This is a genomic window from Nostoc sp. (assembly GCF_036917575.1).
Classification (GTDB): Bacteria; Cyanobacteriota; Cyanobacteriia; order Cyanobacteriales; family Nostocaceae; genus Nostoc.
Window position 1 is genome coordinate 1 of record NZ_JBALDC010000011.1, and the last position, 25,328, is coordinate 25,328.

Below are 25,328 nucleotides of genomic sequence, written 5' to 3' on the forward strand. Positions count from 1 at the left end.
ATCATTGATTTTTTTGCACAAGCTCTAATTGCTGACTCTAATAATAGTCTGTCTCGTCCTTCTTTACTTCTCCAATATTAGACCTGAATCCTTACCTAAGACCTATATTAGAAGAAAAGGGTCATGTATTACCTAGATACAATGGAGATGAGTCTTTTGAACTACCTATTCCAGCTACATTTGTAGTCGATCGAGACGGAAAAATTGTTTATACTTTTGTTGATGCAGATTATACTAAACGGTTAGACCCAATTGAAATAGTGAGTATTCTCAGAAATATGTTTATAGTTAGCAACCATCCATAAAGAAAGTGCTACTTGTAATGTAGTCAGCATTATCATCAGCCAGAAATACTACTAAATGAGCAACATCCTCCCCGTAGCCAACCATGATAATAGAAGACAAGCTCATTATTAATAAATGTCTTAATTTCATAAATTCAATTCCTCAATGCATCAATCAGCGATATAGTTATTGGCTTGAACTTTAAACTGATTGTTACAATCTAAAAATTATAGATATATAAGGATTAATATCTAAAAAACTAATATTTTTCTAATAAACTTCTTACAGATTCATCAATACAATTGAAATTTTTAGGTTATAAATAATTAAATATAAAAAAAGATACAGTTAAATTTTGCTACCCAGCTTTATTTTTGCTTGCTATTTGTTGTGAAAATTCACATTTATATATTTAACTTATTTGCACGGACAAACTCATGCTAAATCAAGCGAACATGATATAAGTCATATATAGCGTGCCCCCAGAAGCTATAAACTATAATTTATGGCATCTACTATTCAAGCTCTACCAACAGAAGTCGTATATCTGATTACAGCTGGAGAGGTAATTGACTCTTTAGCTTCTGTGGTTCGGGAATTGGTAGAAAATTCCCTAGACGCAGGTGCAACGCGAATTGTGGTTTCTCTGTGGCCCCAGCAATGGCGAATTCGCGTGGCAGATAATGGTTGTGGAATGAACCTAGATGATTTGCAACAAGCAGCCACAGCCCACAGCACCAGTAAAATTCGCTCTAGTGCGGATTTGTGGAAAATTAACAGTTTGGGGTTTCGTGGTGAGGCGTTGCACAGTTTAACGACTCTGGCAGATTTAGAAATTTTGAGTCGTCCTCTGGACGGAAAATTAGGATGGCGGATAATTTATGGCGATGGTGGGAAAGTTATACAAGTTGAAGTAACTGCGATCGCACCTGGTACAGTGGTTACAGTTTCCCATCTTTTCGGTAATTGCTCATCTCGTCGTCAGGGATTACCCACAACAGCACAGCAAATGAAAGTTGTGCAAGCCACAATTTACCAAATCGCCCTCTGTCATCCCCATGTCACCTGGCAGATTTGGCAAAATGATCGTCAATGGTTCACCATTTGTCCGGCTGCGACAACTGGACAGTTGCTACCGCAGATTTTACCGCAAGTGCGACAAGGTGACTTGCAAGAAGTGAAACTGGAAATACCCAACCCACTAAACTCAGAAGACAGAACTCAAAATTCAGCACTTTTAACTCCTAACTCTTCACTCCTCACTTCTCACTCAGTACGGGCTAAACGCCCCGCTGACGCTAACAGCACTCCTCACTCAGCACTCAGCACTCAGCACTCAGCACTAAATTTAGTGGTAGGATTACCCGATCGCTGTCATCGTCATCGTCCAGATTGGGTACGTGTCGCCATTAACGGCAGGATGGTTAAGACACCAGAACTAGAGCAAACAATATTATCAGCATTTCACAAAACATTACCACGCGATCGCTATCCAATTTGTTTCTTACATCTTGCCATTTCCCCCGATCAAATTAACTGGAATCGCAATCCTGCAAAAACAGAAATTTACCTCAACGAAATCATTTATTGGCAAGAACAAATCACTCAAGCAATTAACCAAGCACTCAGCATCTCTTCTAACAATCTCAAAGAAGCTATTCACACAACCCGAGTTAGTAAATTACTCAAAGCCGCAGAAGCCAAAGGCGGTTACAATTTCAATCCTCAAAATCCCAACCCTCGTACAGACGCGATTAATCGCATCTCTCCTAACTCTTTAAAAGCTGTCGCTCAAGTTAACAACACTTATATTGTGGCGGAACATTCAGGTGGTATGTGGTTAGTAGAACAGCACATTGCCCATGAGCGAGTTTTGTATGAGCAATTATGCGATGATTGGCAACTTTTACCTGTCGAACCGTCAATAATTCTTTATCAACTATCGCCAGCGCAAGTATTGCAACTGCAACGCATCGGTTTAGAAATAGAACCCTTTGGCGAACAACTTTGGGCAGTTCGTAATATCCCCGCCCCTTTGCAGCAAAGAGACGACTGTGCAGAAGCAATTTTAGAACTTAGTTGGGGAGGCGATTTACAAACAGCCCAAGTAGCTGTCGCCTGTCGCAGTGCCATTCGTAACGGTACACCGATGAATCAACAACAAATGCAGACACTTTTAGATAATTGGCAACGCACTCGCAACCCCCGCACCTGTCCCCACGGACGCCCAATTTATCTATCTTTAGAAGAATCAGCTTTAGCTCGGTTTTTCCGGCGTAATTGGGTAATTGGTAAAAGTCATGGAATTTAATGTTTTTAGTGAGACATTACAATAGCTGTAATAAATGGTGTCGTTTGCCAAATTATTTGTCTGTGTTGACAAATTAATGTCTAAGTTGACAAATTAGTGTCCACTAGACAGTCTGGATAAGGTATATCAAAAATGAACTGCTATGGTCACAATACCAGTTTAACAATGCATGACTTATTAACTAAGGTAAGAATGTCGGCGCAAATAAACTGTACTTGTCAACGAAAGTGTGTCTCCAACCAGAGAGGGTCGCCATTTGTCATTTCTCAATGGTAAGGGTTTGGAACATATTTACTTTTCGTAATATAATTATGTTTTTTTACCCCAAGTCAATTGAGTAAACTTTCATTTTAACCCTTCATGCACTACTATGAGTCTACCTAATTTAACTGTGATCTTCTGTATCTTATAGGCGGAAAAAAATTGACAATATTTTGATTTTGTTACAGCTATCTTCAGGTAAAGAGAGCAAGTGGTAGGGGCGCAAGACCTTACCACTCTATGAAAATTTGTGGTTCAAATAAATGAAAATTGCTGTAATTTGACAAGTTTTTGTCCCATTAGTCCAAGAATTCCATGACTTTTACCAATCTTTCAACCCACCTATTTTTAAGAGAAGTTTGTAAAACTCTCCTCAAAAAAATTGTCAATTTTCGTTGAATCTATCCCACTATTCTAAAAATCCCTACTTCTTTTCGTAAAATGTGCTTGAAAACCTTGATTTTTCGTTTTCAGTTCTCAATTAACTTAAGCTTTGTAGCACAAATATTATTAGTGGGATAGGTTCTTGAAACTTTGTTATTCCCCAATAGGGCGTACCCAAATCAGCCTTTCAACCTGCCTCTCGCTGGGAGGGGTGTTGAAACCCTGCGCTCCAAACCCTTGATTTGCCAACAGTTTTGAATGCATTTTTGGCAAGTCTCCCAAAATCGCCTGTCTGTTAACACTTAAAAAAGTAAATTAACTAACATCATAAAAGCTACAAGCCTTAATGAATAAGCGATTTGAAGTTTTGGCAGATCCCCAGGGAAATTGACCCCGCTTCGATTCGCCAAAAAATAATTAAGGTGGGTTCCTCCTTGCTCGGAGGTGATTCAGTAGCCACCACTGCGGTAAACCCGCACCTCTATTACTGGGGGCGCACCTAATTCCTATCCACAAGGGACAGCAGCATCAAGGTGGGCAGCTACCAGGGTCAGAAAGCAAGACTGTTTAACAGCAGTCAAACTAACCCAAATTTACACAGCACAGAGGCTTGTAACAAGCATGAACTGCGGCGCTGTTGAATTTCCTTATTTTATTGTCAAGGTTCGGTGTTTTGTCAATCAATTTATTTTGCGGGAATGGTAAGCTGCGATCGCTAATTCTTTCGCTTTCTCTTGTGGACTACCTCGAATCGGCTGTTTTGACTCCTCTATCACAATTCCAGCTTTAACAGCTGACGAGTGAATATTTGCCATCAATCTGCTGTAACTCCATTGATGAACGCAAACTCGGTACTGTTTAGCATACTTTTGTTGAACTTCTATTAAGTCTGATTTTTGTTCAGCTTTGGCTTGAATCTCACTCTGAACTTGCTCTCGTATATTGTCCAATTTGGGTAGAACAATACTTCCAGCAGAGTATGTTTGGGCGATCGCAATAATCTCTTTCGCCAGTAATTTGTCTATATATTCCCCTAACTCCGATTCTCCAAACTGATTTGGTGCAGCAAGCGTTTGAGCTACTTGGCGTTGATGGGATAAAGAGTGCTTTTGCTGTCGCTGTCGATTTAGCAGTTTGTAGTTATCACCAAGTAGTTGTCTGATACTGCGATAGGTAATTACTTGACCTGTAGTGCCGTCTACTACCGCTAGTGTTGCAGGTTTTTCTAAGCCAAGGCTAATACCAACAAGAATATGAGATTGTCCTTTATATAAAGGTTTCGTGGGGCGAGGAAAAGGATTATTAATTGTGTCTAAAGTAGAGTTTTGCCGTTTTATATGGGCTTGCTGTTCTTCATTAAGCTTGCCTTTGGCTTTTGTATTGGTGATAATTTTAGCGATTTTTTCGGCTTTTTCTTCCTTTACTTGATTGGTTCCTTCAGTCGTCCATAGGCGGGTATCTACAGAACAGTAGAGGGTTAAGCGATTAACATTCCAAGGATCGCCTTTGCCTTCCTCTTCTTGCCAAGCAATACGCCCACTACGCAGGGTGAACAGGCTACTGGAGTGTTGATTTTTGCTATTTTTCTTAATTTGTTGATCTTCTAGGAAACGTTGAAACCAGTGAAGTTGGCGAGAATCACAATACACTTGAAAACTATGCTCACTCAAACCGTTGAATTTTACACAGATACGCCCAAACTGGTTTTTAAACCAAGTCATGTCTTCGTTGCTTTCGTAAGCTACCGGAAAAGGTACTTTGCTAGATTGCCTTAAAAGGCTGTCTTGCCAAGATTTCGCCTCGGCTTCATTTGTTGGAACATTTTGGGTAGCAACAACAAGAGTTTCTAACCATTTAGCATCGGTTAAATCTCGTCCTTTGGGAATTTGTGTTTCTAGCTGTTCTCTAAGGCGTTCAATCTGAATTTCAAGTTTACGACGACGTTGAGCAAATTTTTTAGGATCTTCCTCTTTCTCGGTGATTTTGCAACCATTTTTGAGCAAATAGCTGATAGCGCAACGAGTCAAGTTATCTTCTGCGTTGCCGTAAGCCTCAAATAAATTCTTTGATAAACTGCGATCGCTATCTGAATTTTGAGGTTTTTTGCGCTTTTTAGCTTTTTTACCATTCGTTGATTGAGTTTCAGCAGTATTGAGAGAAGAAAATTGAGCCAAAATTTCAGCAGCTTTAGTGCGAAGACTATCTAAGCTGACACCACTACTTTCTACCAATTCAACATCACTGTTGAGCATTTCCAACCAGCGAATTTTGCCTTCTAGTTGGAACTGCGATCGCTTCATTAGCGCAAACCATGATTTATATATGTAGTTCACCAATGCGATCGCACTTGTGTAAAACCTTCCTGGTTGACCAATAAAGTGAGGGTCAGTTTTCAGAGGTTCGCAGAGTTGTTTGACAATACTAGTAGGGTGTTTGGCTTTTTGTCGCCAAGTCTCAAACTCTGGGTGTTGACTTACCTGACGTAGTAGTTCGTTTATCAGTGGCGTATTTAACTCCGCCATCAACTTCCATAGTTGGTGGCGTGATGACTCTGAGGCTACAAGACGACACTGAATAGTGATTTGGCTCATTGGTTTAAAACAACGTTGTTTAATACTAACATATTTGTATTAAGCAAGTCTTCTGTAAAATAAATTGTATGCAGGAGACATTTTTTACAAGCAAGGAAGCGGCTGAAATCACAGGCTGCACCCTTCGTCAGCTACAATATTGGCGAGAAAGGGGGGTGATTGTTCCTGTCATCAGTGAGACTGGAACTGGACGTAGTATTTATTACTCAAAATCAAACTTGCTGGAACTGGCTGCAATGTCATATTGGTTATCTGTAGGGTTAAGTTTTGACATAGCCAGCACCACGCTGAAAAAGCTGAAAGACCAGGAGCCGGAGCTATTTATTTCAGGTAAAGGCAAGCGGTTTATGCTGTTGTCGGAAGTACAGAAGCGATCGCTTGAGCTTGTGGAGTATGACAGAAAGAAGGCGATCGCATCTTTGGATGCAGGTAAGCCTGTAATTCCCGTGTGGTTGGACGAAATTTATCAAAAGTTGGCACTAAAGTGGGGAAAAAGTTAGAACTTCTGGGATAAAGCGAAAATGGCATTTACGCTCAGGGCTTCGTGCTAACTTTGGTAAGACAGGAGTGAGTTGATGAGCGACTTTAGCAAAGAAACAGACGCACGTATTAATATTGATGATCTTCTCCGCGAAGCACGATGGAACCCAGCTGATAAATCTCAGGTAATGACTGAGGTTTCGGCTCCAATGGCAGATGGTAGGAGAGGAAAAGCTGATTATCTACTGCTTGACCAAAGAGGTCGTCCCTTGGCTGTGATTGAAGCTAAGAAGCGTGCTATTGAGCCTTATGTTGCTAAAAACCAAGCGCTTCCCTACGCCCAGCAACTTCAAGCACCATTTATTTTTCTCAGTAATGGCGAACTGATTTATTTCTGGGACTATCAAAACGATGATGCCCGGATTGTTAATTCTTTTTTCTCACGGCGAGATTTAGAGCGATTGGTTGAAATGCGCTCAACCCGTCAACCTCTGGCCACTATCGAAATTCCTGAGTATTACACTCGACAAGGAGAAATTCGCTTAGTTCGTCCCTATCAAAGGGAAACTATGCAAGCAATTGACCATGCCGTTGAATTGGGTAAACGGCGATTTTTACTCGAACTACCAACTGGAACAGGTAAAACTGATTTAATTTGCCTGCAATTAAAGCGCCTCATTCAATCAGGATATGCAGAAAAAATCCTGTTTTTAGTGGATAGGGAGCAATTAGCTAAACAGGCAATAGAAGCAATTCAAGATGTTTTAAATCAGTATGGTAGCTACTGGCTCAAGCCGAGTGTGATCCGGCAAGAGCAGCAAATTACAGTTTGCTTACTCCAAACAATGATTAGCCGTTATCGGGAGTTTACTAGCGGTTATTTTGATGTTGTTGTGGCTGATGAATGTCACCGTTCTATTTATGGTATTTGGCAGACGGCACTTACTCATTTTGATGCGTTCCATATTGGTTTAACCGCTACGCCAGCAGCTTACATTGAACGTAATACTTTTGATTTCTACAACTGCCGGAATGAACAGCCAGATTTTACTTACTCTATTCAAACGGCATTTGAACAAAAGTATCTTGTTCCCTATCGGTTCGCAACTGGCATTACTGAAATTATTGCTGAAGGTGCTGAAGTTGATGAGGTTTATTATGACCCAGCAGCCTTTGAACGCAAGTGGACTAATGAGGCGAGTAACCGTCTCATGATGCAGGAATTTGACAGACTGGCTTGGGAGAATTATCAAGAATTAGCACCAGGGCAAAAGATTGGGCCTGGTAAATCAATAGTGTTTGCTTTGACAAAAAATCATGCGGCACGGTTGACAAGATATCTTAACGAATTACATCCAGAATGTAAGGGACATTACGCTGAAGTAATTACAAGTGATGTTGCTAATGCCGATGATTTAATTCGTCAATTCAAATATGAGGATTACCCACAAGTTGCAGTCAGTGTTGATATGCTCAATACTGGCTTCGATTGCCGGGAAGTTCTGCATTTAGTTATGTGTCGCACAGTGCGGAGTCCAATTCTTTATCAGCAGATTCGTGGACGAGGGACAAGGACTGCCCCACATATTGATAAACGTAATTTTGTTATTTATGATTTTTTCGGAAATCACGAATATTTTAATGATAGCGATACTGATATTTATGCTGAAACTGGTCGAGGTCATGTATCAACAAGAAGTAACCAGCAACAATACCGTCCTCGGTCAGAATTAATTGAATTAGGGCTTAGGGATAGATGGCAGCAATTCGTCAGTTATGTAGAAGTAGGGACAGAAGGGGAGCGGGTTGATAAGCGTGATTATGTGACTAATTGGGAGCAAACTATTCAATCTGCTGTCAGTAATGATCCAATACTCCAGAAAATCCGAGATGGAGATTTGTTGACGGAAACCGAAGAAACGGAACTCGTGCAGCGTTTGAATACGCCCCGATATTACTTTAATGAAGAAAACTTGCGGCGAGCTTACCGAAATTATAATGGTAGCCTAATGGATTTTATTCGGGCAGCATTGGGAACATTAAAGATTAAAAGCCACGAAGAATTACTGGAAGAAAACTTTAGAGCTTGGTTGGTTTCTCACTCTTTCGCACCAGCCCAAGCTCAGTATCTTTCTTTGTTGAAAAATCGGGGTATTGCCAAAGGTCAGCTAACCATAGATGATTTATTCTTGCCACCCCTCTCAGTTCTCAATGCTGCTGGTTTAGGTATAGAACTGTTTGGTGAGCAGGGATTGCGGGATATTTTTGATGAATTAAACCGCTCTGTGTTCGCGGTGGATGCTACAGGTACAGAGGGTTAAGAGAAAAATATGGATCAAGAAATTCGTCGTAAACTCAAGCATATTACTGATACTTTGTGGGCTGGTGGGGTAACAAATCCTGTCACTTACATTGAGCAGATTTCTTACCTGATATACCTGAAACTGTTGGATGAAGAGGAAGCAAATCGGGAGTTACGCGATCGCCTTATGGGTAATAATGGTAATGCTAAATTACTATTTCCCCAGCAGGCAGAACGTTATCGCTGGTCAAAATGGCGTTTCAAGAGTGGTACTGAACTACGGGACTTTCTGCGGGATGAAGTTTTCCCCTATATGGCAAATTCTTTGCTGAAAGATGAGCCAAAAGTGGCAGAGTATTTCCGGGATGCGGTTTTAGAAATTAATGACCCGAATGTTCTCAAGTTGGTAGTTGATGAACTCGATACCTTGGATTTCCTCAAAATGGGTCAGGATGTCAAAGGTGATATTTTTGAGTACCTGTTAACCCATTTAGGTCAATCTGCCCTTAATGGTCAATTCCGTACTCCCCGACAGATAAGGGCGTTTATGGTGGAGATGGTTGACCCTGATTTGGGGGATACTATCTGTGATTTGGCTTGTGGAACAGCAGGATTTTTGATTGATAGTATTGAGTATATTTTGGCTAAGTACAGCGAAAATCCCATAGAAGTGCCGATTTACGGTGAAGATTGGCTGGAAAAACGGGGACTGACTTTGGCTGAAGCAAAACAGCAAATCCCCAATCTCCAGACTTATCGCAAGGGAAATGGCGATAGATTACCTGACTGGAAACTGTTGGAAGAGTCGATTTATGGCTTTGATGTCTCCCGCCAGATGATGCGAATTTCGATGATGAACTTGGTGCTGCATGGAATTCGGAACGCCAAGCTGAAGGTAGCAAATGTCTTGTCAGATATGGGGGGACTGACTGAAGATGATTTGCGCCGTCGCTATAGAACCCATTTGGGTTCTATCCATTCGCCAACCGCTTGAGCATCAGTCGAATGAAACAGAGATTGAGTTTTGCTGTCGCATGACTTAAGGTACGCTCAAAGTTTTTGACTAAGCTCTTACACCGCTCCATCCAAGCATTGGAACGTTCAATGATCCATCGTGTTGCAACTGGGACAAATCCTGCTTTGCCTTGGGCTGCTTTTTCGGCTTTCGTCGGCTTAGGTGCAAGTGTGACTTCTATCTTGGTCAAGACTTGTGGATAGAGTTTTTGCAGGGCAGTGCTGATTGTGTTTGGGTGATAGCCGTGGTCGAGCAGGATGGTAATCTTAGGAATGTTGACAGGCTTGGCTCGAAAGTAATCCAGGTTGTGGCTCAAGAGTTCAATTAAGCCTTGATCATCGGTCACACTGGCTTTACTGCAATGTGTGAAAAATGGTAGTCCTAGCGTATCAACAGCGAGATGTCGTTTGATGCCATTGGTGCATTTGTAATGACAGAACCCTTTGGATTCAATACTTGCAGTGCAGGTATTCTTCACCGCTTGCGAGTCGATGATCAGCAATCTTGTCCACTTCGGTTTTTTTTTGCTTGTTGCCGCACCTGTGAATGCAACGCACTCATCATCCCTTCTAGAACCCCATCCACACGCCACTGCTTGTAATGCCAGAAAACGGTCGAGTAGGGCGGCAAGTCTTTCGGCAAATCACACCAGTTACAACCATTTTTTAGTTGGTAGAAGATACCATCCAGTATTTGGCGCTTTGTCCATCGCGGCGGTCTGGTTTTCTGCTTTTTTGGCAGTAATGGTTCAATTAGTTCCCACTCTTTATCGGTTAAGCTGCTGGTGTACGGCATTTATTTTTGATCCTAGCTCATTGCCAGAGATCTCAAATGGGTTCTATAAGGTGATGTTTGATAATCCCCCTTTTGCGGGAACGTTACCCAAAGATTCTATTCGTGCGGATTTACCGACAAATTCCAAAAAAAGTGAATTGCTGTTTTTGGCTGCAATCATGAAGTCTTTGGTAGCAGGTGGAAAGTGTGCGGTGATTGTACCAGAAGGGTTACTGTTTGGTTCCACTGGCGCTCATGTGGATTTGCGTAAAAAATTGGTGACAGAATTCGATTTATTGGCGGTGGTTTCTTTACCTGCGGGTGTGTTTAAGCCATATACGGGGGTGAAAACTGCGGTGCTGGTAGTTCGCAACCCAATAGAATCTGCGGCGCGTCAGGTGAATCAAGTTTGGTTCTATGAAGTTAAAAATGATGGTTACGATCCTGATAAGATTTCCGGCGGGGGTAGACCAGAAACGCCAGAACTTAACGATATTCCTAATTTATTAAAACAGTGGAAGGTTTATCGGGAGTCGGGTTTTGTGCAACCTCCAGGTGTGGAAAAGGGAGAGTTGCTGAAACCGGGAAGTGAGGAACTCCGATGCTGGTGGGCATCTTTGGATACTATTGCCGAAAATGATTACAATTTAGCTGCTGGGCGTTATAAGCCGCAGATCACTGAAGCTGTTTCTGATGATGATCCAGTTGAGTTGATTCGAGAAGTTTTGGAAATTGAGCGAGAAATTGCCTCTGGGTTAGAAAAGCTGCTTCGTGATGTGGAGGAAGTTTCATGAAGTGGCTTACTGTACCCATATCAGATTTTTGTAAAACAGGAAGCGGTGGAACTCCATTAAGATCCAAATCTGGCAAATATTATGGAGGCCACATTCCTTGGGTCAAATCCGGGGAATTAAAAAAGGACATAATTACTGAAACAGAGGAATATATTACTGATGCAGCTTTAGTTGAAAGTAGTGCCAAACTTATTCCATCTGGAGCAATTTTAGTTGCTATGTACGGAGCCACCGTTGGTCAAACCTCAATTTTAGGTGTTGAAGCTACAACTAATCAGGCTATATGCCATATTTTACCTAATCCTAAAATAGCTATTCCTCAATTTTTATGGTATGTGTTACGTTCTAAACTATCAGAACTTTTATCTCGAAGATTTGGGGGCGCACAACCCAACATTAGTCAACAAATTATTAAAAGTACACAAATTTCTATTCCCCCCCTTTCTGAACAACACCGCATAGTCAAGACTCTAGATCAAGCTGATGCACTGCGAAGAATGCGGACTGAAGCTGATGCAAAAGCAGAGCATATTTTGCCTGCTCTATTCGTCAAAATGTTTGGGGAGCCGTCAACTTGGACAGAACCTAATACTGAACCTCTCAGAAGTTTAGTAAATATTCAGAGTGGGGGAACACCATCGAAAAAAAATTCTGATTATTGGGATGGTGATATTTCTTGGGTATCTCCCAAAGATATGAAGCAAGATATAATTTTTGATTCTATTGACCATATATCTCAAAAAGCAATAGAAGAAACAAATATAAAATACGTAGAGGCAGGTGCAATCTTAATTGTAATTAGAGGGATGATTCTAGCGCATACCATTCCTATTGCATTAGCAGCTACTCGATTAACAATTAATCAAGATATGAAAGCACTTTATCCTAATCGCAATGATATTGATTCAACATATCTACACGCTGCACTAAAAGCATCTAGCCGTAAAATATTGTCCCAAGTGGGTACAGCAGGACATGGGACAAGAAAATTTGATACTGATGAACTACTAAAGCTGCCAATTCTAATTCCCTCTCAGGAACAGTTGAAGAAATTCCAGATAGCAGTTACAGAGTGTAGAGCAAGTTTGGCTGATATCAGTAGAACAAAAGAAAAACTAGAAAAATTATTTGATGTTCTCCTTTATCGTGCTTTTACTGGTGAACTCACAGCAAAATGGCGAGAAGGACACATGAAAGAACTGCTTGCAGAAATGGAAGAACAAGCAAAAGCCCTTAATTTGAGAGATAACGCAGATCCTCAGCAGCTTTCTCTGTTATAAAAATACTGACCTCAGAATACACTGATGACACTTATAGAATAAATGTCTAAAATGTATCATCAATATACAAATATGCCTAAAAAAAATTACCCTCCCCGCAAAACAGATTCATCAGCTAAAAAGAAAGCCAATTCGCCCATAACTGGTTTCCGAATCAGTAATTTCAAAGCTTTTGCTGACACTCAATACATCCCCATTCGCCCTCTCACGCTGATTTATGGCGCTAATAGTTCCGGTAAATCGAGTGTACTTCACAGCCTGTTGCTGGCGCATCACGCCATCATAAACGAAGGTGAGCTAGATGTTTATCGCACAGAAGCGGGGGGTGATTCAGTTGATTTGGGAGGTTTTGGGCAATATGTTCATAAACGTCAGCGTAGTAATGTGATTGAGTGGGCAGTTGATCTAGATCCCAAACACTTAAATTTACAAAATATAGAACCTATTTATAGTGATCGCTTAGAAAACTTGTTAAAAGCTGTTAATAAGTTGACTGCGCGTATTCTGATTGGTATTTCACCAGCAGAAAAAGGACGGTTACGAGTGCTTTCATTCTTCCTTGAAGCTGATGATAGCAGGGTGTTAAGAATGTCTCATATTCCTGGGGGAAATACTCTTAAGTTAAATAATATTGGTGATACTCCAATTATTAATCAGTTGAAAGATGCGATGCTGGAGGGGATGAAATCTACCTCAACACCACGTCCCCCATCTCGCCAAGAACTGCAACAAGCTATTAATGAATTAGTACCGGAAATTACAGCACAAGTTTATCGCTTACTACCGACAGAAAGGGAAATAAGAGATGATGAATTTACCTCATCTTCTGTAAATCATAAATCTGAGCTAACAACAGAAGATTTAGCTTCCGTTCTAGCATCTTTATTTATTGGACACTTTACCACATTAATACAGATAATTCATGATGCTGTAGAAGATGAAATTGGTCGTTTGCAATATTTGGCTCCATTCCGTACCTATCCACCTCGTCATTTTGCCTTTTCTCGACAGAAAGATGCTAATTGGGAAGCTGGTGGGGGTTATGCTTGGGATATCTTGTTGAATAATACTGAAGTTCGCAACAAGGTAAATGCTTGGATAGGGGATAGCGACAGAATGAAAACTCCCTATGAGTTAAGGGTGCGTACTTTATTACCAGATTCACATTTAGAGGATAAACTTTACTCCCTTCTTACCAAAAGCTTACACGATTTCACCGTTGAGTTGGTTTTTCACGCAGCAGGATTTGGTGAAAATATTCAAGAAGAAATTGAACGAATAACAACTGATTTAGAAGATACAGGTGTCGGGAACAGTCAATTTTGGCAAATATGTTGTTTGAAGTCAGCAGTAGATTCAAACTCATACAGCTTAATGAGGTATTTTTTTTCCGGTTTGGATTATAACCGTACTCTCACGGAAATTGAAGATATTGTTTCGATGATGACTGATATCGAGAATCTATCAAAAATCTGGGTAGATGATATGACTTCAGAAGGCGATCGCATTTCAGATTTAGTCTTTTTTGATAAGAGAACTAAAACACAAGTCAGCCATCGTGATGTGGGAATTGGTATTAGTCAAGTAATTCCAATCCTCGTATCTTGTTATAGTCTATCTGATTCCTTAATTGCCATTGAACAACCAGAAATCCATTTACATCCCAAACTGCAAGCAGAACTTGGAGATGTCTTGATAGAGTCAGCTTTGGGAGCCAACAAAAATACATTAATTTTAGAAACTCATAGCGAAAATTTACTTCTTCGTATTATGCGGAGGATGCGAGAAACTTTTAATGAAGAACTCCCTAATGGAACTCCACCAGTAACGCCTGAAGATATTTGTGTACTCTATATAGAGCCTATTGGAGAACAGACTGTAGTGCGAGAGATCCCATTAAATGAATGTGGAGAGCTTCTAGAGTTATGGCCAGAGGGTTTCTTTGAAGAGAGATTAAAGGAGATATTTCCCTAACTATGCTTGCTGAATACTCGCTAGGTTCATGTATTTTTGACATTGAATGTTATATTGGCGATGATAAAGAGCGTAGCCAGTTATGCTATTCAAAATTGAAAGAACTCAAAGAAATTATTTTAGAAGAAGAAGCCCTAGTTTGTGATTTAAGAGATGGGGCATGGAGTAAATATGTTTTAAACCTTCCTTCTAAACATCCAAATACAAAATACATTATTGAAAAGCTGCGGTTGCGTAAAGTTAAAGCAGCTAAAGCTACAGCATTACCCTCTAGTCATGATGAGTGGTGTCAAGAAGCAGTTAATTCTCACCAAAATGAGTTTTTAAATGCTATTTTAATTTCTCAGAAAACAGCAGCAAATTTTACTGGTGTAGCAGAAATCTGTTCGATTGAGAAACTCACTATTGCTAAATGGTTACAAACCCATAGTTGTTCTGTTCGTCTTCAAAGAAATATTAATGAATATCTAAAGTATTTAGGAGTGGTTCTAAATCAAGCTAAGATGATTAAATTTATTGATCCATATTTCGCTCCAGATGGACAAAGCTACAAGGATTTTCAATGTCTTATTATGGCTGCTAAAAGAGACACAAAAGACCCCAAAAAGCTAATTGAGATTCACCTAAAACATACTGTAGAAGAAGCAAAAGCAAAACAACAATTTCAAATTCTCTCTCCTACTTTAAAGAATGCAAATCTAACTGCTCAAGTTTTTTTCTGGACTGATTTTCATGATCGCTATCTGATTACCGATCTCATTGGTATTAACCTTAATAATGGGTTTAACACTGATAATAAGCTGACCACATGGACAAAATTAAGCAAGTCAGATCGGAATAATATAAATGACGAGTTTAAACCAGACTCTTTGCATAAAAAATCTTTAGTAGGTAATCACCTGTTGTGTTACAAGTTCAGTTTGCCGTGAAGATGTTACTATATCTTGCATTTCAGAACTAAAGAAAATCGAGAATACAGTGCAAGAATTGCCAGATTTGTAATAGTTAGGATATCAATGTCATTGATAAATATCTAGGTACTATGAGCCTAAATTGTTAATTAATTCTTCTATTGCTAAATTCTTTGTATCTTCAGGTAGATAATCAAAGACTTTTTTCAAAAGTTCTGGGGACGCATTTTGAGCAAACCAGTCCTCACTAGGATTTTCTTGAATATTCAAAAAATACTTTAACCGTTCTTCTACAGCGTCTTTATCTGCTTTATCTAATTGTCCAATTCTATCTAACCAATTGGCTGATGAATCTTTGAAGCAATTAGCATCAACAGTACATATTTGATGAACTAAAGCGTAAGAATTTTTATCAAGACCATTTCTAATGGTAGAGTTAATTGGATATGTGGTTGGTAAACCGTTAAATGTTCCTTGTGAAGTCAGGGGAATAACGGAAAACGTTGCTATATATCTAGATTCATCTTGAAATTGATCGCTTGTCCAGATGATATAAGGATGTATCCCTCTGAAAACCCTACTTGAATTAATATTCTCAGTGCAAGTTTGACATTCTACTTCACCATGCTCATCTAAATTATAAATATGGACATGACCCTGTTTGCAACGAAGAGATACCCTATAGGGATTTATGGAATAGATCCAACCTTGTCTAGGTCTTTGTCCAGCCACTTTATAATCCTAATTCACTGACTAATTTTTCTCTTTCTGCTTGTAAGTTAAGTTTAACTTTCTCTTCTGGACGATGGGTATTTTTTGCTTCCAGCATTGGAGCAGTGCTATATACATACTCTAATAACTGATTCAGTTTATCTGAGCCAGCCCACTCTCTGCGAATATTATCCAGCACAAACTTAATACTTAGAGGTATGTCCAAATCATCTGCCTGAGCAGCTTGATTCACAGGTCTAATATATGTTGCATTATACTGAGATTCTTGAATAATCTCTTTCCCATTCATTTCATTTAAAGCAGCATCTATACCCTCATTCCAAGGGCCAAATTGATAATAACACCAATCTAGATCAGTCAGTTGCTTCCCCGTCCACTTAACAGAGTAAAGATCAGCTAAATACAAAAATTTGATTAACTGTGTTTTTGTAATATACCCTTTTGTCGCGTAGACAAAATATTTTATGAGTTTATCCAACATAACCCTTCTCTGTGCTGACAATCATAAAATACTTGTATGAACTAACACATATAGATGGATACAGGTATTTAAAAGTATTTTTATTCAAAGCTTTATAAAGAAAAGAGTTTTAATAAGTTTAGATCGCTTAATTATAGTTGTTTTGATCCAACTCCTGACACTTTTTTTGCTTACTAGCTAGCTGCAAATAGTTTATATGTACTAGTATATAGTATAGAATTGATATGAATAAACAATTCTTGACTAAAATTTAATGTGTTGTTATCTCATGGGCCTGTCGTGTTTGGCTGAATAACGTTTTGCCACTTTACCATTTCCGTGAACGGCAGAAAGCGCCTTTGATACCAATCGTCAACCCACAACGCCGAAATTTTGAATCTAGCTCTACACTTTGGACATTCTGACAGCAAGCTTGATTTGTGGCGATCGCACCTTTACAAGAACCATCAAACACTTGTTTCCCGTTTGGTGTGGTTTTCTCACAGAAACCACCACTAAGCATCTCATGTATTGCTGTAAGCTGATTAGTTCAGCAGGGACTAGGAAGACAAATTCATGGAGCGATCGCTTGAACTTGTGGGGTTTGGGTTGGGAGGTGCGTTAGCGTAGCTTACCGCAGGTATCGCATCCTTAAAAACAAGTCAAGATGTAATACCTGTTTATTATAAAGTTATGGTGCGCTGACTCCCATTACTATATTATCAATTAAACTCTTCCTCGTTGTCGCTCTTGCTCTCTATCACTTCTCTGGTTAATCTGGAGTCTCATCCGATTGTATAAATTAACTTGAGGATCGGAATGGCTAATGGAAGCGACTAAGGCATAACGTTGTATTTCAATTTCATCTGGCTTTGCCCATTTGCGGTTACAACTCACAATTAGAGTCATAGGCCCATCATTATATTTTGTAGCTCTAGACGTTATTTCCACTTGTCCCCTTTGCACTGTTCCTTTTTTGCGAAGAGTGGAAGTTGGAGATAATTTAACAACAATACCAGAGCCATATTTTTTCGTTAACTTTTTCTTTGTATTGTCTGTAGACTCATCAGGGGAATTTGTCTTGCTAGCAGCTTCATAAGCATTCATAATAATTTCGCGATCAATCCCTTTAAAAAGGTCGAATTCCATTGTGACTCCTAGATATGAGTCTCCGCGATTTGGGTGAGTTAGTGGGTCAAATGCCAAGCTAATTGACAATAAACGAGCGCCTTTTACCTTAATAAAATCAGGTGGCAACTGAGGTATTTCATAAATATGAAAATAGCCTACTTTTATCAAAATCTTGTCTTCTGATAGAACAACATAGTTATTGGCGGAATACATTGCACGTAGAAAATTAGGCTGCCCATTGCCATAGATTGCTAATTGCTTTCGGATTTGTTTACTTTGAGAATTTTTATCTTTACATTGAAATTCGGGTGGAATTTCGTTAGGAAGAACCGCAGAGTTAACAATAAGCGCCCGAATTAGATTATAGCGGTTCTCAGTTGGGTGCAATATAGTAGCAACAGTGGGTGAACCAACCAACAATGTCTTTTTTAGCAACTGTTTCTAAGGCTTCTGTAATCGCTTGATCTAATTCTTGATATGTCCTGGCTGCTTGCGATGCCTGCGGCGGGCTACGCCTACGCAAAAACTCCTTGACCTTTGACCAACAGTTTTCAATCGGAGAAAATCAGGAGAATAAGGAGATAAATATATCAATTTAGCTCCCACAGCTTCAATAGCTTCTTTAATACCAGCAACTTTGTGAGAACTGAAATTATCCATTACCACACAAGCGCCCGTCCAAAGTTGAGGTACTAAGACTTGAGTGACATAAGTATAAAATGCATTTGTATCTGTGCTACCTTGAAATGTCATAGATGCAATAATCCCCTCCAAGGACATAGCCCCAATCATTGTCACATTTTTTCCACGTCCATCTGGGCGTTCGCCATAAGCACGACTACCTTTGCTCGAACGAGCTTTCTTGTCGAGTCATAGCGATGTTGACTCCCGCTTCATCGATAAATACCAGATCGGCTAGGTTTACGGTTCCAATGGTTGTCCAATACTCTGCTCTAAGTTTTTGTACTCGCTCGGTGTATCGCTCACTGGCATGTATTGTTTTTTTTTGCGGGTTAAATTTAGCTTTTGGGTGATTCTCCCCATTGTGGCTCGACTTATTTTAACTCCAGCCTTTTGTTGTAAGCGTTCGCACAACTCAAGCAGAGTGGCATCGTTATCTGACTCCACCAAGAGCGCGACTAAAGTCATTTGTTCGCTGTTTAATTTGGCAGATTGACCTCCAGAGTGGGGCTTTGCTTCAACTGTGCCAGAAAAATGGAATCGCCTAAGTAGGCTTTGAACAAAACTTAAACTCACACGAAATCGTTTCGCCAGTTGTCGTTGAGAGCCTTCTTGATTGTTGTGGGCATCAATGATTTTTTGGCGTAGATCCGTGGAGTAAGCTTTCATATCGATGTACATGGTTATTGATATACTCCATCCTCCCACACTGTATTTCACTCAAGTGAGAACCGCTATAGAACTGGCGTCTGGGTATTTTGTAAAAAGTTGAGCAGCAAGGTTAGCAACACGAGGCGCAGCAAAGCTGGTACCACTACAGATGTGAAATAAAGAACTGTTGAAATCTTTGGAGAGGGTAACAACAGAAACGCCAGCTACAGTATCTGATAGTCGCAATTTAGGTTTAGGTAAGTCCAGACCTTCTCGATATTTAAGGTCTATTACAAAATCTCCGCCAAAGTCCACAACATCAGGCTTAATCATTCCATCAACCCCAAAACCACTTCTAGTGAAGGGAGAGGGGTATCCTGGTAAATCTGCAACTGCCTGACGACGAACATCAGAAGGTTCTGTAATACTACCGCGACCAAATGATAAAGAACCTACGGTTAGTGCTATTGCTGAAGTCGCTGGATCAATTATTCTGGCACTTTCGTTCAGCAGGTATTTTGGGTAATCAGTAATTAGTTGCTCGTCTGACTTTGCCTCCTCATAGAAAGAGTTACCAGCTGAAATTACAAAAACAATGTTTTTATGTTGGTATTGATACGCAATTTCATCTATCTTGGCAGCTAGCCGAAACTGCTTTAGACCATTTCGGTAAATTTGTTCATCATTACCTAGCGAGATATTGATGACTTTGCAATTAGGATACTGTTCAACAAAAGCACGAATGGCTTCATCAAGTTGAGTTTCTAAGAGAAGATCCTCATCATATTTGTTATTCTCGTCTGTTACACGAGCAGAAAATAACCAAGCTGTTGGATCAAAGGAACGCTGTTGAATGCAGTTATCAACATTTCCATAGACAGCAATACCAGCGACACTTGTACCATGTCCATGTACATCGTCCGCGCCACCTTTTATAAATTGCCGTTTTGCATCTGGGAATACTTCAGCCTCACCCAACACCGGAGCAATCAACGGATGACCGCGTGGTACGCCAGAGTCGATAACAAGAATGCCACAATTATCTTCAGGTGGGGGAACAACTTCGGGAAAATTAGAAATTGGCAGATTATAGTCAGCAGTTGTCTCAAAAGCAGGTTGGGGAGGGCGATCAATTTCTTTAACAATTTCCTCTAGTAGCAAAAGATTTAAAATTTCTTCGGTAACTTTAATCCGAGCAATACAGATATAGTCACCTATGTAGCTATCACTCATTCTCATAGGAGCAGTATTGCTGGTTAAACTTTCTAGGACATCGACAATATCATCTAAATACTTTCGCATTTCTTTGCGATCGCCCGTGTGCCAAAGTTCTAAATCTAAAGCGGCAAGTTCATCAGGTTGTACACGCTTTATATCTAACAGACGACCAATGCGATCTTCAGGTTCGAGGGGAACTAGCTCATCGATTGCCCCTAAGTATTCATATTTGGGGCCGTCTTTGATCTGACTATAATTTTCTAACCGCTTCTTGAACTCTGTTAGCTCATTGTCGGATGAGAAGACAACAATAGCTTTATTGGGTTCACGCGCTAAAACATTTAGTCCTGTTTGAGTTACCAAGTTATCTGAAAAAGAATGTTTTTCAGCAACTTTGATCTTAAAAATCAATTTTGGGTCAAGACGGAAAGGGCTAGTCTTTTGCTTAACAGGCTCAATAAGGCTAGAAATTTGACCTAATAGCTGCTTACCGTGTTCACTGATATCAGTACGTTTTGTACCACTAAAACCACTACTAGATCGTCGAGGTAATTCAATGTTTATTATTCTCGGTAATCTCAGGTGTTCAAACTGATTCCCCATTGTGGTTCGACGTAAATAATTATTTTGAGTTTGCTATTATACTTTGCCTTTCTAAAAAACGCCCTATCGCAACCTCTAAATCATCAGCAGTCAAGGTACGTTCACCCCGTAGAATTACGGCTTTAATCGCATCAGAGCATATACGCTCTATATCTGCTCCAGTAGCATTATCAAGTCGTTCAGCAAAGGTAGACAGATTAATAGCAGTATAACGGATAGCAGATAAGTAACGATTTAAAAGAGCCGTCCGCAGTTCAACCGATGGGTTATCAAAGAAAATAACTTCATCAAATCGTCGCCAAACAGCGCTGTCCAATAGTTTCTCATGATTGGTGGCGGCGACAAATATACTTTGATTAGTCGCATTATCGATGAGTTGTAGCAAACTATTGACTAACCGTTTAACTTCATCATGTTCATTTAAATTGTCGCGATCGCGGGCGATCGCATCAAACTCATCAAACAAAACAAGCCATTCTCCCTTTTCAATGTACGTAAAAATTTTCTGAAGATTGGTTGCAGTTTCACCTAAGTAAGAGGAAAATACTGCCGTTAGGTTTACGTAAACGAGTGGCAGCCCTAGTGCGCTGGAAAGGACTTTTGCAGTTTGAGTTTTGCCACAGCCAGGTGGCCCACAGAATAGCAATTTGTTTTTGGGCTTGAGGTTATAGGCTGCGAGTATATCTTGCTTACGGTTTTCGAGGACGATTTCTTGCAGTGTATCAAAAATTTTCTCACTCACGACAATGTGATCCCATGTAAGATCGAATTGTTTTACCTCAAGTAAGGCAAGCCCAGTATCTTTATCTTTAGGGGGTTCAGAAAACTGGTTGTAGGGAGCCAGGTTAGAAGCTAAGGGTTTGGTGTATCCATTGCCATTTTGAAGCAGTTTTTCTAAATCTCTAGCAAGTAGGATATGGTTTTTATTCTTTTCTTCCTCAATAAGTTCCATAGCCGCAGCCAAAAACTCTTCTCTCTCATTGCGAGAGAAGCTTTTGAAGAGTTTTCTGAGAATTTCGCCACGTGCCATACTTTAGAACCAGGATTGGATACTTTATGTACCCTAATTTATTATAGTATTTTTGTACTATTAAAAAGTTTAAAGACCCAAAAGGCTACTTATCTTAGCACTGAAATATTACATCTGACAGGAATCATTCCTCAAGTTCTCTAACTGGGGCAGCTTTTTCTACTGGATTATCTAGTTGTTCTTGCTCCAATGCTTCTGACACTTTGCCATATCGACAAACGGCGTAAAACACCTCTGACACCACGCATTCATCCATCGTGCTGGAACCTTAAACCTAGCCCCACAATTGGGACATTCTGAAAGCAAGCTTAACTCATGGCGATCGCATTCTAAGTAAACATTAATTTACAGTCCCAAGCCGCTTCATCGAAGGGACAGTCTATCTTCTGCAAACACAATACGCGATCGCCTCACTTGCCCTTACCAGGCGGCGAAATTGTTCCATCCGCCTGCGCTTGTTTAATAGCTCGTTTCAGAATTAACACTGCCATTTGCGACAAAGAACGCTCCTCTGCATCCGCCAGTTGTTGCAGAGCTTCTTTGTCTTTTTCTTCCATGTAAATACTCAATGTTACTTTTCCCATGTGACTATTATCAGCTTCTCTATGTGTTTTTATATTAAATCACTAAAAACAAATAAATTTAAATATAAGCACATAAGATTTATGTATAATTACTGATAAGTCAAAAGCCAGGGCGCAACTTTCTCAGGGCTGACGCACTGGCTTCTGGCTCCTTCTCACAGGAGACATATTCCATGTTAAGACCTGTTTGCCACAAAACAGATGAACACACAAGTTATCTACAAGCTTTAGATGACTTCGGTATTGCTGAACTATTGGCGAAACTCAGCAATTATTGTGAACAGCAAGAACAACAAACTTTAGCAGCGTTATTGATTTCCCAATTAACTCAGAGTCTTGATGCTGAATTAGTTGCTAGTTATTTGAGTGCGTTGGCTCCTAGCCTTGCCGAAGGCATCGCGCTCAATCGCCAGGATTTATTCCCAAGAATAATCAACCAGAAATTTTCTGCTAGTTCTGTTGATTTACCCGACGACTTTCCTACTACAGCAAAGACACCCCGCTTCTTATATGGCGACAAATTGCGTTGGATTGGTTCTGACACTGATTGGGGAACTGCGATCGGCAGATTTTATAGCTTTGCTCCCCATCTTTGCTGCTGGACTTGGTGCTACCTGATTTGGTTGAACAAAGATAGCCTCAGTGCTGCTTGGATATCTGCCGATATTGCTTGGGAAGAGGATTTAGAGCCACTAGAAGCGGAGCCAATGCTATGACTCATCCGCGTTCTCTGCAACCACGAGAGCAAAGTCTAATTGACCTTTACAGCCATTGTCAACTAGGAATGACACCCAAGAATTTTTATGCCAAGTGGGATGTCAATCATGAAGCGATCGCTCGTATTTGCTCTCGTTCACTTTCAACTGTCCGGCGTTGGTTTTCCAAGGGTCGCAATTACCGCAGTCCCATGCCCAGTGATTTACGCCATCTTGCTCTGATGGACTTCCTGCTAGAACACTTTGAGGAAATTCCCGAAGAATGTCTGAATATACTCTGTTCTCTCACAGGGCATAAGTAGGAATCGAAAAGTCAACCAATTGCAATGTCAGGATGACATTTTTTTGCCAGCCACTCTCACAGTAGGGTGGCTTTAGTTTTAAGAATGTTTCAGCAACCTTTGTCTATTATTCAACTGCAATCCACCAGCTAAATCATAGGTATTATCAGGAGGTTTTGTGACCTACATTGAAAAGCTAAATCCTTGGTGTATAGTCCGTCATTTTCCTAATATGCAAAACCAGATAGTTGCTCGTTTTCGCCGCCGGAGTGATGCAGAAGCTCATTCACAAGCTCTATACCGACTGATACCAAGCGCAACTTTCACCATCATTTTTAATCCGGCAGTCGAGCAACCAGAGCAAATTACTCCATGATTCTGTCGTTCTGGAAGTCAATTTAATTTGTAGCGAATTCTCTTGTTTGTTGAAACATACGATATCCCCCCTTGCTCCTTTTTTCCATGAAAGCACGGGGGGATGATTTGTAGCTAACATTTGAAAAGTACTACTATGTTTGCACAAACTCCGTCATCGATAAGACTTTTGGTACTTTACCATATCGGCAAAACTCAGAAAACACCGCTGACACCAACCATCCACCCACACTGCTGGAATCTTAAATCTTGCTCCACAGTTTGGACATTCTGAAAGCAAATTTAATTTGTGGCGATCGCACTCTTGTGTTATCTTCAACTGCCATTCAATCTTGTGACAAGGTGACTCAACATAACAAGCCGCACATAACCGAATCGGCTCTATTTTCATGCCCACACCAAGAGGTGGTGACATCTGCTTTAACCTATCAACATCAACCCCTACCACAATAGCTAATGCTTCCAACTGTTGAGGGGTAGGAGGTGGATTAAATCGAAATTTTTCCCAACGTGCGATCGCACCCCCAAGTCCTGCACCTTTACCTAACCCAGTAGGGGTTAAATCATTTGCCCGTCGAAAGCGTCCTAAAAAGTGACTTAGACTTTCACCTTGATAAGGTTCCACTCGAAACAGCCAAGGTTTAATCTCTGCCACTTCCATTATTTGTACTCTACTGCTACTTTCTTCAGCGTTTCCAAATCAATTTTTTGTAATCCTTTCTTCAATGATCTGATTGCTGCCTCTCTCAGAATCATATCCAGTAGCCCAATATAACCCCCAGTTGCCTCTCCCAAAACCTTCAGTATCGTCTTGCTAGAAAGATTGGAAGCAACTGGCAGCTGCAAAACCTTCTTTTCCCAAATTTCTACTGTCCGCTTAAAGTCTTCCCCAGAAAACTTGCCAAACCGATGACAAGCCTGAAAGCGGCGCTTTACTTGCTCATCCCGCCCTATTACAGCGTCTAAACGGTCAGTTCCCACTAGAACAACAGATATTTCTAATTCTTCACCAATGTCCCGTACATCTTTAAATGTATTTGGCTTCAAACGGTCAGCCTCATCAATAATTAACGTCTCCACACTACAACCTTTGAGAACCCGTCGAGTCCGCTCTCGAATTTCACCTACTGTTCCCTTCGTCATTTGATATTTTAGATGCTCAATAATTAGTCTAAATAAATCCTTAGAACTGCATTCTGGAGGAACTAGGATGTAAGCAACAGGAACTATTGGAGGTTTACCTGGCTCCTGTATTGGCTTATTTCTATTTCTCAACCTGTAAGCATCACAGGCAATAGTTTTGCCTGTACGCGACTCTCCTATAATTCGACAGCACTGACGTGCTTGACGCTTTCCTTCCAGCCATTCATGCAGTATCTCCACTTGCTCCAGTGGGATATAAATCTTTCGGTTCAATCGTTGTATTTCTGCTTGTAATTTTTCATTATTTTGTGGGATATCACCTAATTGTTGAGCAACTACTTGGGCTTGTTTGGAATTCATT

At 40.3% G+C, this 25,328-nt stretch carries 26 protein-coding genes and 1 pseudogene; 11 read left to right on the forward strand and 16 right to left on the reverse strand.

Translation table 11 applies throughout. The features are described 5' to 3' along the window. Positions 1-288: 288 nt before the first annotated feature. Complete coding sequence (locus V7K79_RS02625; protein WP_335044443.1) at positions 289-411, reverse strand: hypothetical protein; 123 nt, start codon at positions 409-411, stop codon at positions 289-291. Positions 412-790: 379 nt separating this feature from the next. Between V7K79_RS02625 and mutL the strand changes: the two genes are divergently transcribed. Further along, complete coding sequence (gene mutL / locus V7K79_RS02630; RefSeq protein WP_335044444.1) at positions 791-2,596, forward strand: DNA mismatch repair endonuclease MutL; 1,806 nt, start codon at positions 791-793, stop codon at positions 2,594-2,596. A gap of 1,325 nt (positions 2,597-3,921) precedes the next feature. Here mutL and cas12k read toward each other — a convergent pair. Continuing rightward, the gene (gene cas12k / locus V7K79_RS02635) at positions 3,922-5,832 is read right to left on the reverse strand and encodes a type V CRISPR-associated protein Cas12k (protein ID WP_335044445.1); all 1,911 of its coding nucleotides are present in this window, start codon (positions 5,830-5,832) and stop codon (positions 3,922-3,924) included. Between the two features lie 68 nt (positions 5,833-5,900). Between cas12k and V7K79_RS02640 the strand changes: the two genes are divergently transcribed. The 3 genes from V7K79_RS02640 (at position 5,901) to V7K79_RS02650 (ending at position 9,608) form a co-directional block, all read left to right on the forward strand. After that, positions 5,901-6,332, forward strand: a complete 432-nt coding sequence (locus V7K79_RS02640; RefSeq protein ID WP_335044447.1) for a MerR family transcriptional regulator — start codon at positions 5,901-5,903, stop codon at positions 6,330-6,332. A 75-nt stretch (positions 6,333-6,407) separates the two neighbouring features. Beyond that, the gene (locus V7K79_RS02645; RefSeq protein WP_335044449.1) at positions 6,408-8,633 is read left to right on the forward strand and encodes a DEAD/DEAH box helicase family protein; all 2,226 of its coding nucleotides are present in this window, start codon (positions 6,408-6,410) and stop codon (positions 8,631-8,633) included. A 9-nt stretch (positions 8,634-8,642) separates the two neighbouring features. Further along, entirely contained in the window at positions 8,643-9,608 is a 966-nt protein-coding gene (locus tag V7K79_RS02650; protein ID WP_335044451.1) for a type I restriction-modification system subunit M, read from the forward strand. Here V7K79_RS02650 and V7K79_RS02655 read toward each other — a convergent pair. Together V7K79_RS02655 and V7K79_RS02660 are read right to left on the reverse strand one after the other, a co-directional pair. Then, complete coding sequence (locus V7K79_RS02655) at positions 9,586-10,221, reverse strand: transposase (protein ID WP_335044452.1); 636 nt, start codon at positions 10,219-10,221, stop codon at positions 9,586-9,588. The two genes, V7K79_RS02650 and V7K79_RS02655, sit on opposite strands and share 23 nt — an antisense overlap. Continuing rightward, positions 10,125-10,424 carry a transposase gene (locus V7K79_RS02660; protein ID WP_335044454.1) on the reverse strand — a complete coding sequence of 100 codons (300 nt, stop codon included), beginning with the start codon at positions 10,422-10,424 and terminating at the stop codon, positions 10,125-10,127. Before V7K79_RS02660 ends, V7K79_RS02655 begins: the two co-directional genes overlap by 97 nt. Before the next feature lie 53 nt (positions 10,425-10,477). Here V7K79_RS02660 and V7K79_RS02665 point away from each other — a divergent pair, with 53 nt between their 5' ends. The 4 genes from V7K79_RS02665 to V7K79_RS02680 all read left to right on the forward strand — a co-directional run bounded on the left by V7K79_RS02665 (position 10,478) and on the right by V7K79_RS02680 (position 15,380). Further along, the gene (locus tag V7K79_RS02665) at positions 10,478-11,197 is read left to right on the forward strand and encodes an HsdM family class I SAM-dependent methyltransferase (RefSeq protein ID WP_335044456.1); all 720 of its coding nucleotides are present in this window, start codon (positions 10,478-10,480) and stop codon (positions 11,195-11,197) included. Further along, on the forward strand, positions 11,194-12,477 hold the full coding sequence (locus V7K79_RS02670) for a restriction endonuclease subunit S (protein WP_335044458.1): 1,284 nt from the start codon (positions 11,194-11,196) through the stop codon (positions 12,475-12,477). Before V7K79_RS02665 ends, V7K79_RS02670 begins: the two co-directional genes overlap by 4 nt. A 72-nt stretch (positions 12,478-12,549) precedes the next feature. Next, positions 12,550-14,451, forward strand: a complete 1,902-nt coding sequence (locus V7K79_RS02675; RefSeq protein WP_335044460.1) for an AAA family ATPase — start codon at positions 12,550-12,552, stop codon at positions 14,449-14,451. Positions 14,452-14,453: 2 nt separating this feature from the next. Next, on the forward strand, positions 14,454-15,380 hold the full coding sequence (locus V7K79_RS02680; protein WP_335044463.1) for an MIT C-terminal domain-containing protein: 927 nt from the start codon (positions 14,454-14,456) through the stop codon (positions 15,378-15,380). A gap of 111 nt (positions 15,381-15,491) precedes the next feature. Here V7K79_RS02680 and V7K79_RS02685 read toward each other — a convergent pair whose 3' ends face one another. The 10 genes and pseudogenes from V7K79_RS02685 to V7K79_RS02730 all read right to left on the reverse strand — a co-directional run bounded on the left by V7K79_RS02685 (position 15,492) and on the right by V7K79_RS02730 (position 22,452). Then, a complete protein-coding gene (locus V7K79_RS02685) occupies positions 15,492-16,094 on the reverse strand; it encodes a type II toxin-antitoxin system PemK/MazF family toxin (protein ID WP_335044465.1) in 603 nt (200 codons plus the stop codon). Position 16,095: 1 nt separating this feature from the next. After that, the gene (locus V7K79_RS02690) at positions 16,096-16,575 is read right to left on the reverse strand and encodes a type II toxin-antitoxin system antitoxin SocA domain-containing protein (RefSeq protein ID WP_335044467.1); all 480 of its coding nucleotides are present in this window, start codon (positions 16,573-16,575) and stop codon (positions 16,096-16,098) included. Between the two features lie 307 nt (positions 16,576-16,882). Then, on the reverse strand, positions 16,883-17,077 hold the full coding sequence (locus tag V7K79_RS02695; protein WP_335044469.1) for a hypothetical protein: 195 nt from the start codon (positions 17,075-17,077) through the stop codon (positions 16,883-16,885). Between the two features lie 203 nt (positions 17,078-17,280). Further along, positions 17,281-18,120: a hypothetical protein gene (locus V7K79_RS02700; RefSeq protein WP_335044471.1), complete on the reverse strand. Its 840-nt coding sequence runs from the start codon at positions 18,118-18,120 to the stop codon at positions 17,281-17,283. 30 nt (positions 18,121-18,150) lie between these two features. Continuing rightward, a pseudogene (locus V7K79_RS02705) lies at positions 18,151-18,537 on the reverse strand (transposase); the annotation flags it as partial. Between the two features lie 69 nt (positions 18,538-18,606). Then, positions 18,607-19,047 carry a helix-turn-helix domain-containing protein gene (locus V7K79_RS02710; RefSeq protein ID WP_335044472.1) on the reverse strand — a complete coding sequence of 147 codons (441 nt, stop codon included), beginning with the start codon at positions 19,045-19,047 and terminating at the stop codon, positions 18,607-18,609. Positions 19,048-19,086: 39 nt separating this feature from the next. Beyond that, a complete protein-coding gene (locus V7K79_RS02715; protein ID WP_335044474.1) occupies positions 19,087-20,838 on the reverse strand; it encodes a S8 family peptidase in 1,752 nt (583 codons plus the stop codon). A gap of 19 nt (positions 20,839-20,857) precedes the next feature. Then, on the reverse strand, positions 20,858-21,868 hold the full coding sequence (locus V7K79_RS02720) for an AAA family ATPase (RefSeq protein WP_335044476.1): 1,011 nt from the start codon (positions 21,866-21,868) through the stop codon (positions 20,858-20,860). Positions 21,869-21,992: 124 nt separating this feature from the next. After that, positions 21,993-22,124, reverse strand: coding sequence for a hypothetical protein (locus V7K79_RS02725; protein ID WP_335044478.1), 132 nt, complete (start codon positions 22,122-22,124; stop codon positions 21,993-21,995). A 154-nt stretch (positions 22,125-22,278) separates the two neighbouring features. Next, a complete protein-coding gene (locus V7K79_RS02730; RefSeq protein WP_335044481.1) occupies positions 22,279-22,452 on the reverse strand; it encodes a ribbon-helix-helix domain-containing protein in 174 nt (57 codons plus the stop codon). A 173-nt stretch (positions 22,453-22,625) separates the two neighbouring features. Between V7K79_RS02730 and V7K79_RS02735 the strand changes: the two genes are divergently transcribed. The 3 genes from V7K79_RS02735 (at position 22,626) to V7K79_RS02745 (ending at position 23,825) form a co-directional block, all read left to right on the forward strand. Further along, a complete protein-coding gene (locus V7K79_RS02735; RefSeq protein WP_335044484.1) occupies positions 22,626-23,168 on the forward strand; it encodes a hypothetical protein in 543 nt (180 codons plus the stop codon). Next, the gene (locus tag V7K79_RS02740; RefSeq protein ID WP_335044486.1) at positions 23,165-23,470 is read left to right on the forward strand and encodes a helix-turn-helix domain-containing protein; all 306 of its coding nucleotides are present in this window, start codon (positions 23,165-23,167) and stop codon (positions 23,468-23,470) included. Before V7K79_RS02735 ends, V7K79_RS02740 begins: the two co-directional genes overlap by 4 nt. Positions 23,471-23,627: 157 nt before the next feature. After that, a complete protein-coding gene (locus V7K79_RS02745) occupies positions 23,628-23,825 on the forward strand; it encodes a hypothetical protein (RefSeq protein WP_335044488.1) in 198 nt (65 codons plus the stop codon). Between the two features lie 153 nt (positions 23,826-23,978). On the opposite strand, the gene V7K79_RS02750 is transcribed toward V7K79_RS02745, so the two are convergent. After that, entirely contained in the window at positions 23,979-24,485 is a 507-nt protein-coding gene (locus V7K79_RS02750; RefSeq protein ID WP_335044491.1) for a TniQ family protein, read from the reverse strand. Beyond that, positions 24,485-25,327 (reverse strand): TniB family NTP-binding protein, encoded by an 843-nt coding sequence (locus V7K79_RS02755; RefSeq protein ID WP_335044494.1) that lies wholly within the window; start codon positions 25,325-25,327, stop codon positions 24,485-24,487. Before V7K79_RS02755 ends, V7K79_RS02750 begins: the two co-directional genes overlap by 1 nt. Between the last annotated feature and the right edge of the window lies 1 nt (position 25,328).

Bases quoted from the DNA above. Each gene is read 5' to 3' on its own strand.
- V7K79_RS02645 (WP_335044449.1), top strand. From the start codon at position 6,408: ATGAGCGACTTTAGCAAAGAAACAGACGCACGTATTAATATTGATGAT.
- V7K79_RS02720 (WP_335044476.1), bottom strand. From the start codon at position 21,868: ATGGCACGTGGCGAAATTCTCAGAAAACTCTTCAAAAGCTTCTCTCGC.
- V7K79_RS02680 (WP_335044463.1), top strand. From the start codon at position 14,454: ATGCTTGCTGAATACTCGCTAGGTTCATGTATTTTTGACATTGAATGT.
- V7K79_RS02670 (WP_335044458.1), top strand. From the start codon at position 11,194: ATGAAGTGGCTTACTGTACCCATATCAGATTTTTGTAAAACAGGAAGC.
- V7K79_RS02740 (WP_335044486.1), top strand. From the start codon at position 23,165: ATGACTCATCCGCGTTCTCTGCAACCACGAGAGCAAAGTCTAATTGAC.
- V7K79_RS02715 (WP_335044474.1), bottom strand. From the start codon at position 20,838: ATGGGGAATCAGTTTGAACACCTGAGATTACCGAGAATAATAAACATT.
- V7K79_RS02735 (WP_335044484.1), top strand. From the start codon at position 22,626: ATGTTAAGACCTGTTTGCCACAAAACAGATGAACACACAAGTTATCTA.
- V7K79_RS02650 (WP_335044451.1), top strand. From the start codon at position 8,643: ATGGATCAAGAAATTCGTCGTAAACTCAAGCATATTACTGATACTTTG.
- V7K79_RS02750 (WP_335044491.1), bottom strand. From the start codon at position 24,485: ATGGAAGTGGCAGAGATTAAACCTTGGCTGTTTCGAGTGGAACCTTAT.
- V7K79_RS02695 (WP_335044469.1), bottom strand. From the start codon at position 17,077: ATGCTTAGTGGTGGTTTCTGTGAGAAAACCACACCAAACGGGAAACAA.
- V7K79_RS02665 (WP_335044456.1), top strand. From the start codon at position 10,478: ATGTTTGATAATCCCCCTTTTGCGGGAACGTTACCCAAAGATTCTATT.
- V7K79_RS02660 (WP_335044454.1), bottom strand. From the start codon at position 10,424: ATGCCGTACACCAGCAGCTTAACCGATAAAGAGTGGGAACTAATTGAA.
- cas12k (WP_335044445.1), bottom strand. From the start codon at position 5,832: ATGAGCCAAATCACTATTCAGTGTCGTCTTGTAGCCTCAGAGTCATCA.
- V7K79_RS02730 (WP_335044481.1), bottom strand. From the start codon at position 22,452: ATGGGAAAAGTAACATTGAGTATTTACATGGAAGAAAAAGACAAAGAA.
- mutL (WP_335044444.1), top strand. From the start codon at position 791: ATGGCATCTACTATTCAAGCTCTACCAACAGAAGTCGTATATCTGATT.
- V7K79_RS02725 (WP_335044478.1), bottom strand. From the start codon at position 22,124: ATGGATGAATGCGTGGTGTCAGAGGTGTTTTACGCCGTTTGTCGATAT.
- V7K79_RS02625 (WP_335044443.1), bottom strand. From the start codon at position 411: ATGAGCTTGTCTTCTATTATCATGGTTGGCTACGGGGAGGATGTTGCT.
- V7K79_RS02675 (WP_335044460.1), top strand. From the start codon at position 12,550: ATGCCTAAAAAAAATTACCCTCCCCGCAAAACAGATTCATCAGCTAAA.
- V7K79_RS02640 (WP_335044447.1), top strand. From the start codon at position 5,901: ATGCAGGAGACATTTTTTACAAGCAAGGAAGCGGCTGAAATCACAGGC.
- V7K79_RS02755 (WP_335044494.1), bottom strand. From the start codon at position 25,327: ATGAATTCCAAACAAGCCCAAGTAGTTGCTCAACAATTAGGTGATATC.
- V7K79_RS02690 (WP_335044467.1), bottom strand. From the start codon at position 16,575: ATGTTGGATAAACTCATAAAATATTTTGTCTACGCGACAAAAGGGTAT.
- V7K79_RS02710 (WP_335044472.1), bottom strand. From the start codon at position 19,047: ATGTACATCGATATGAAAGCTTACTCCACGGATCTACGCCAAAAAATC.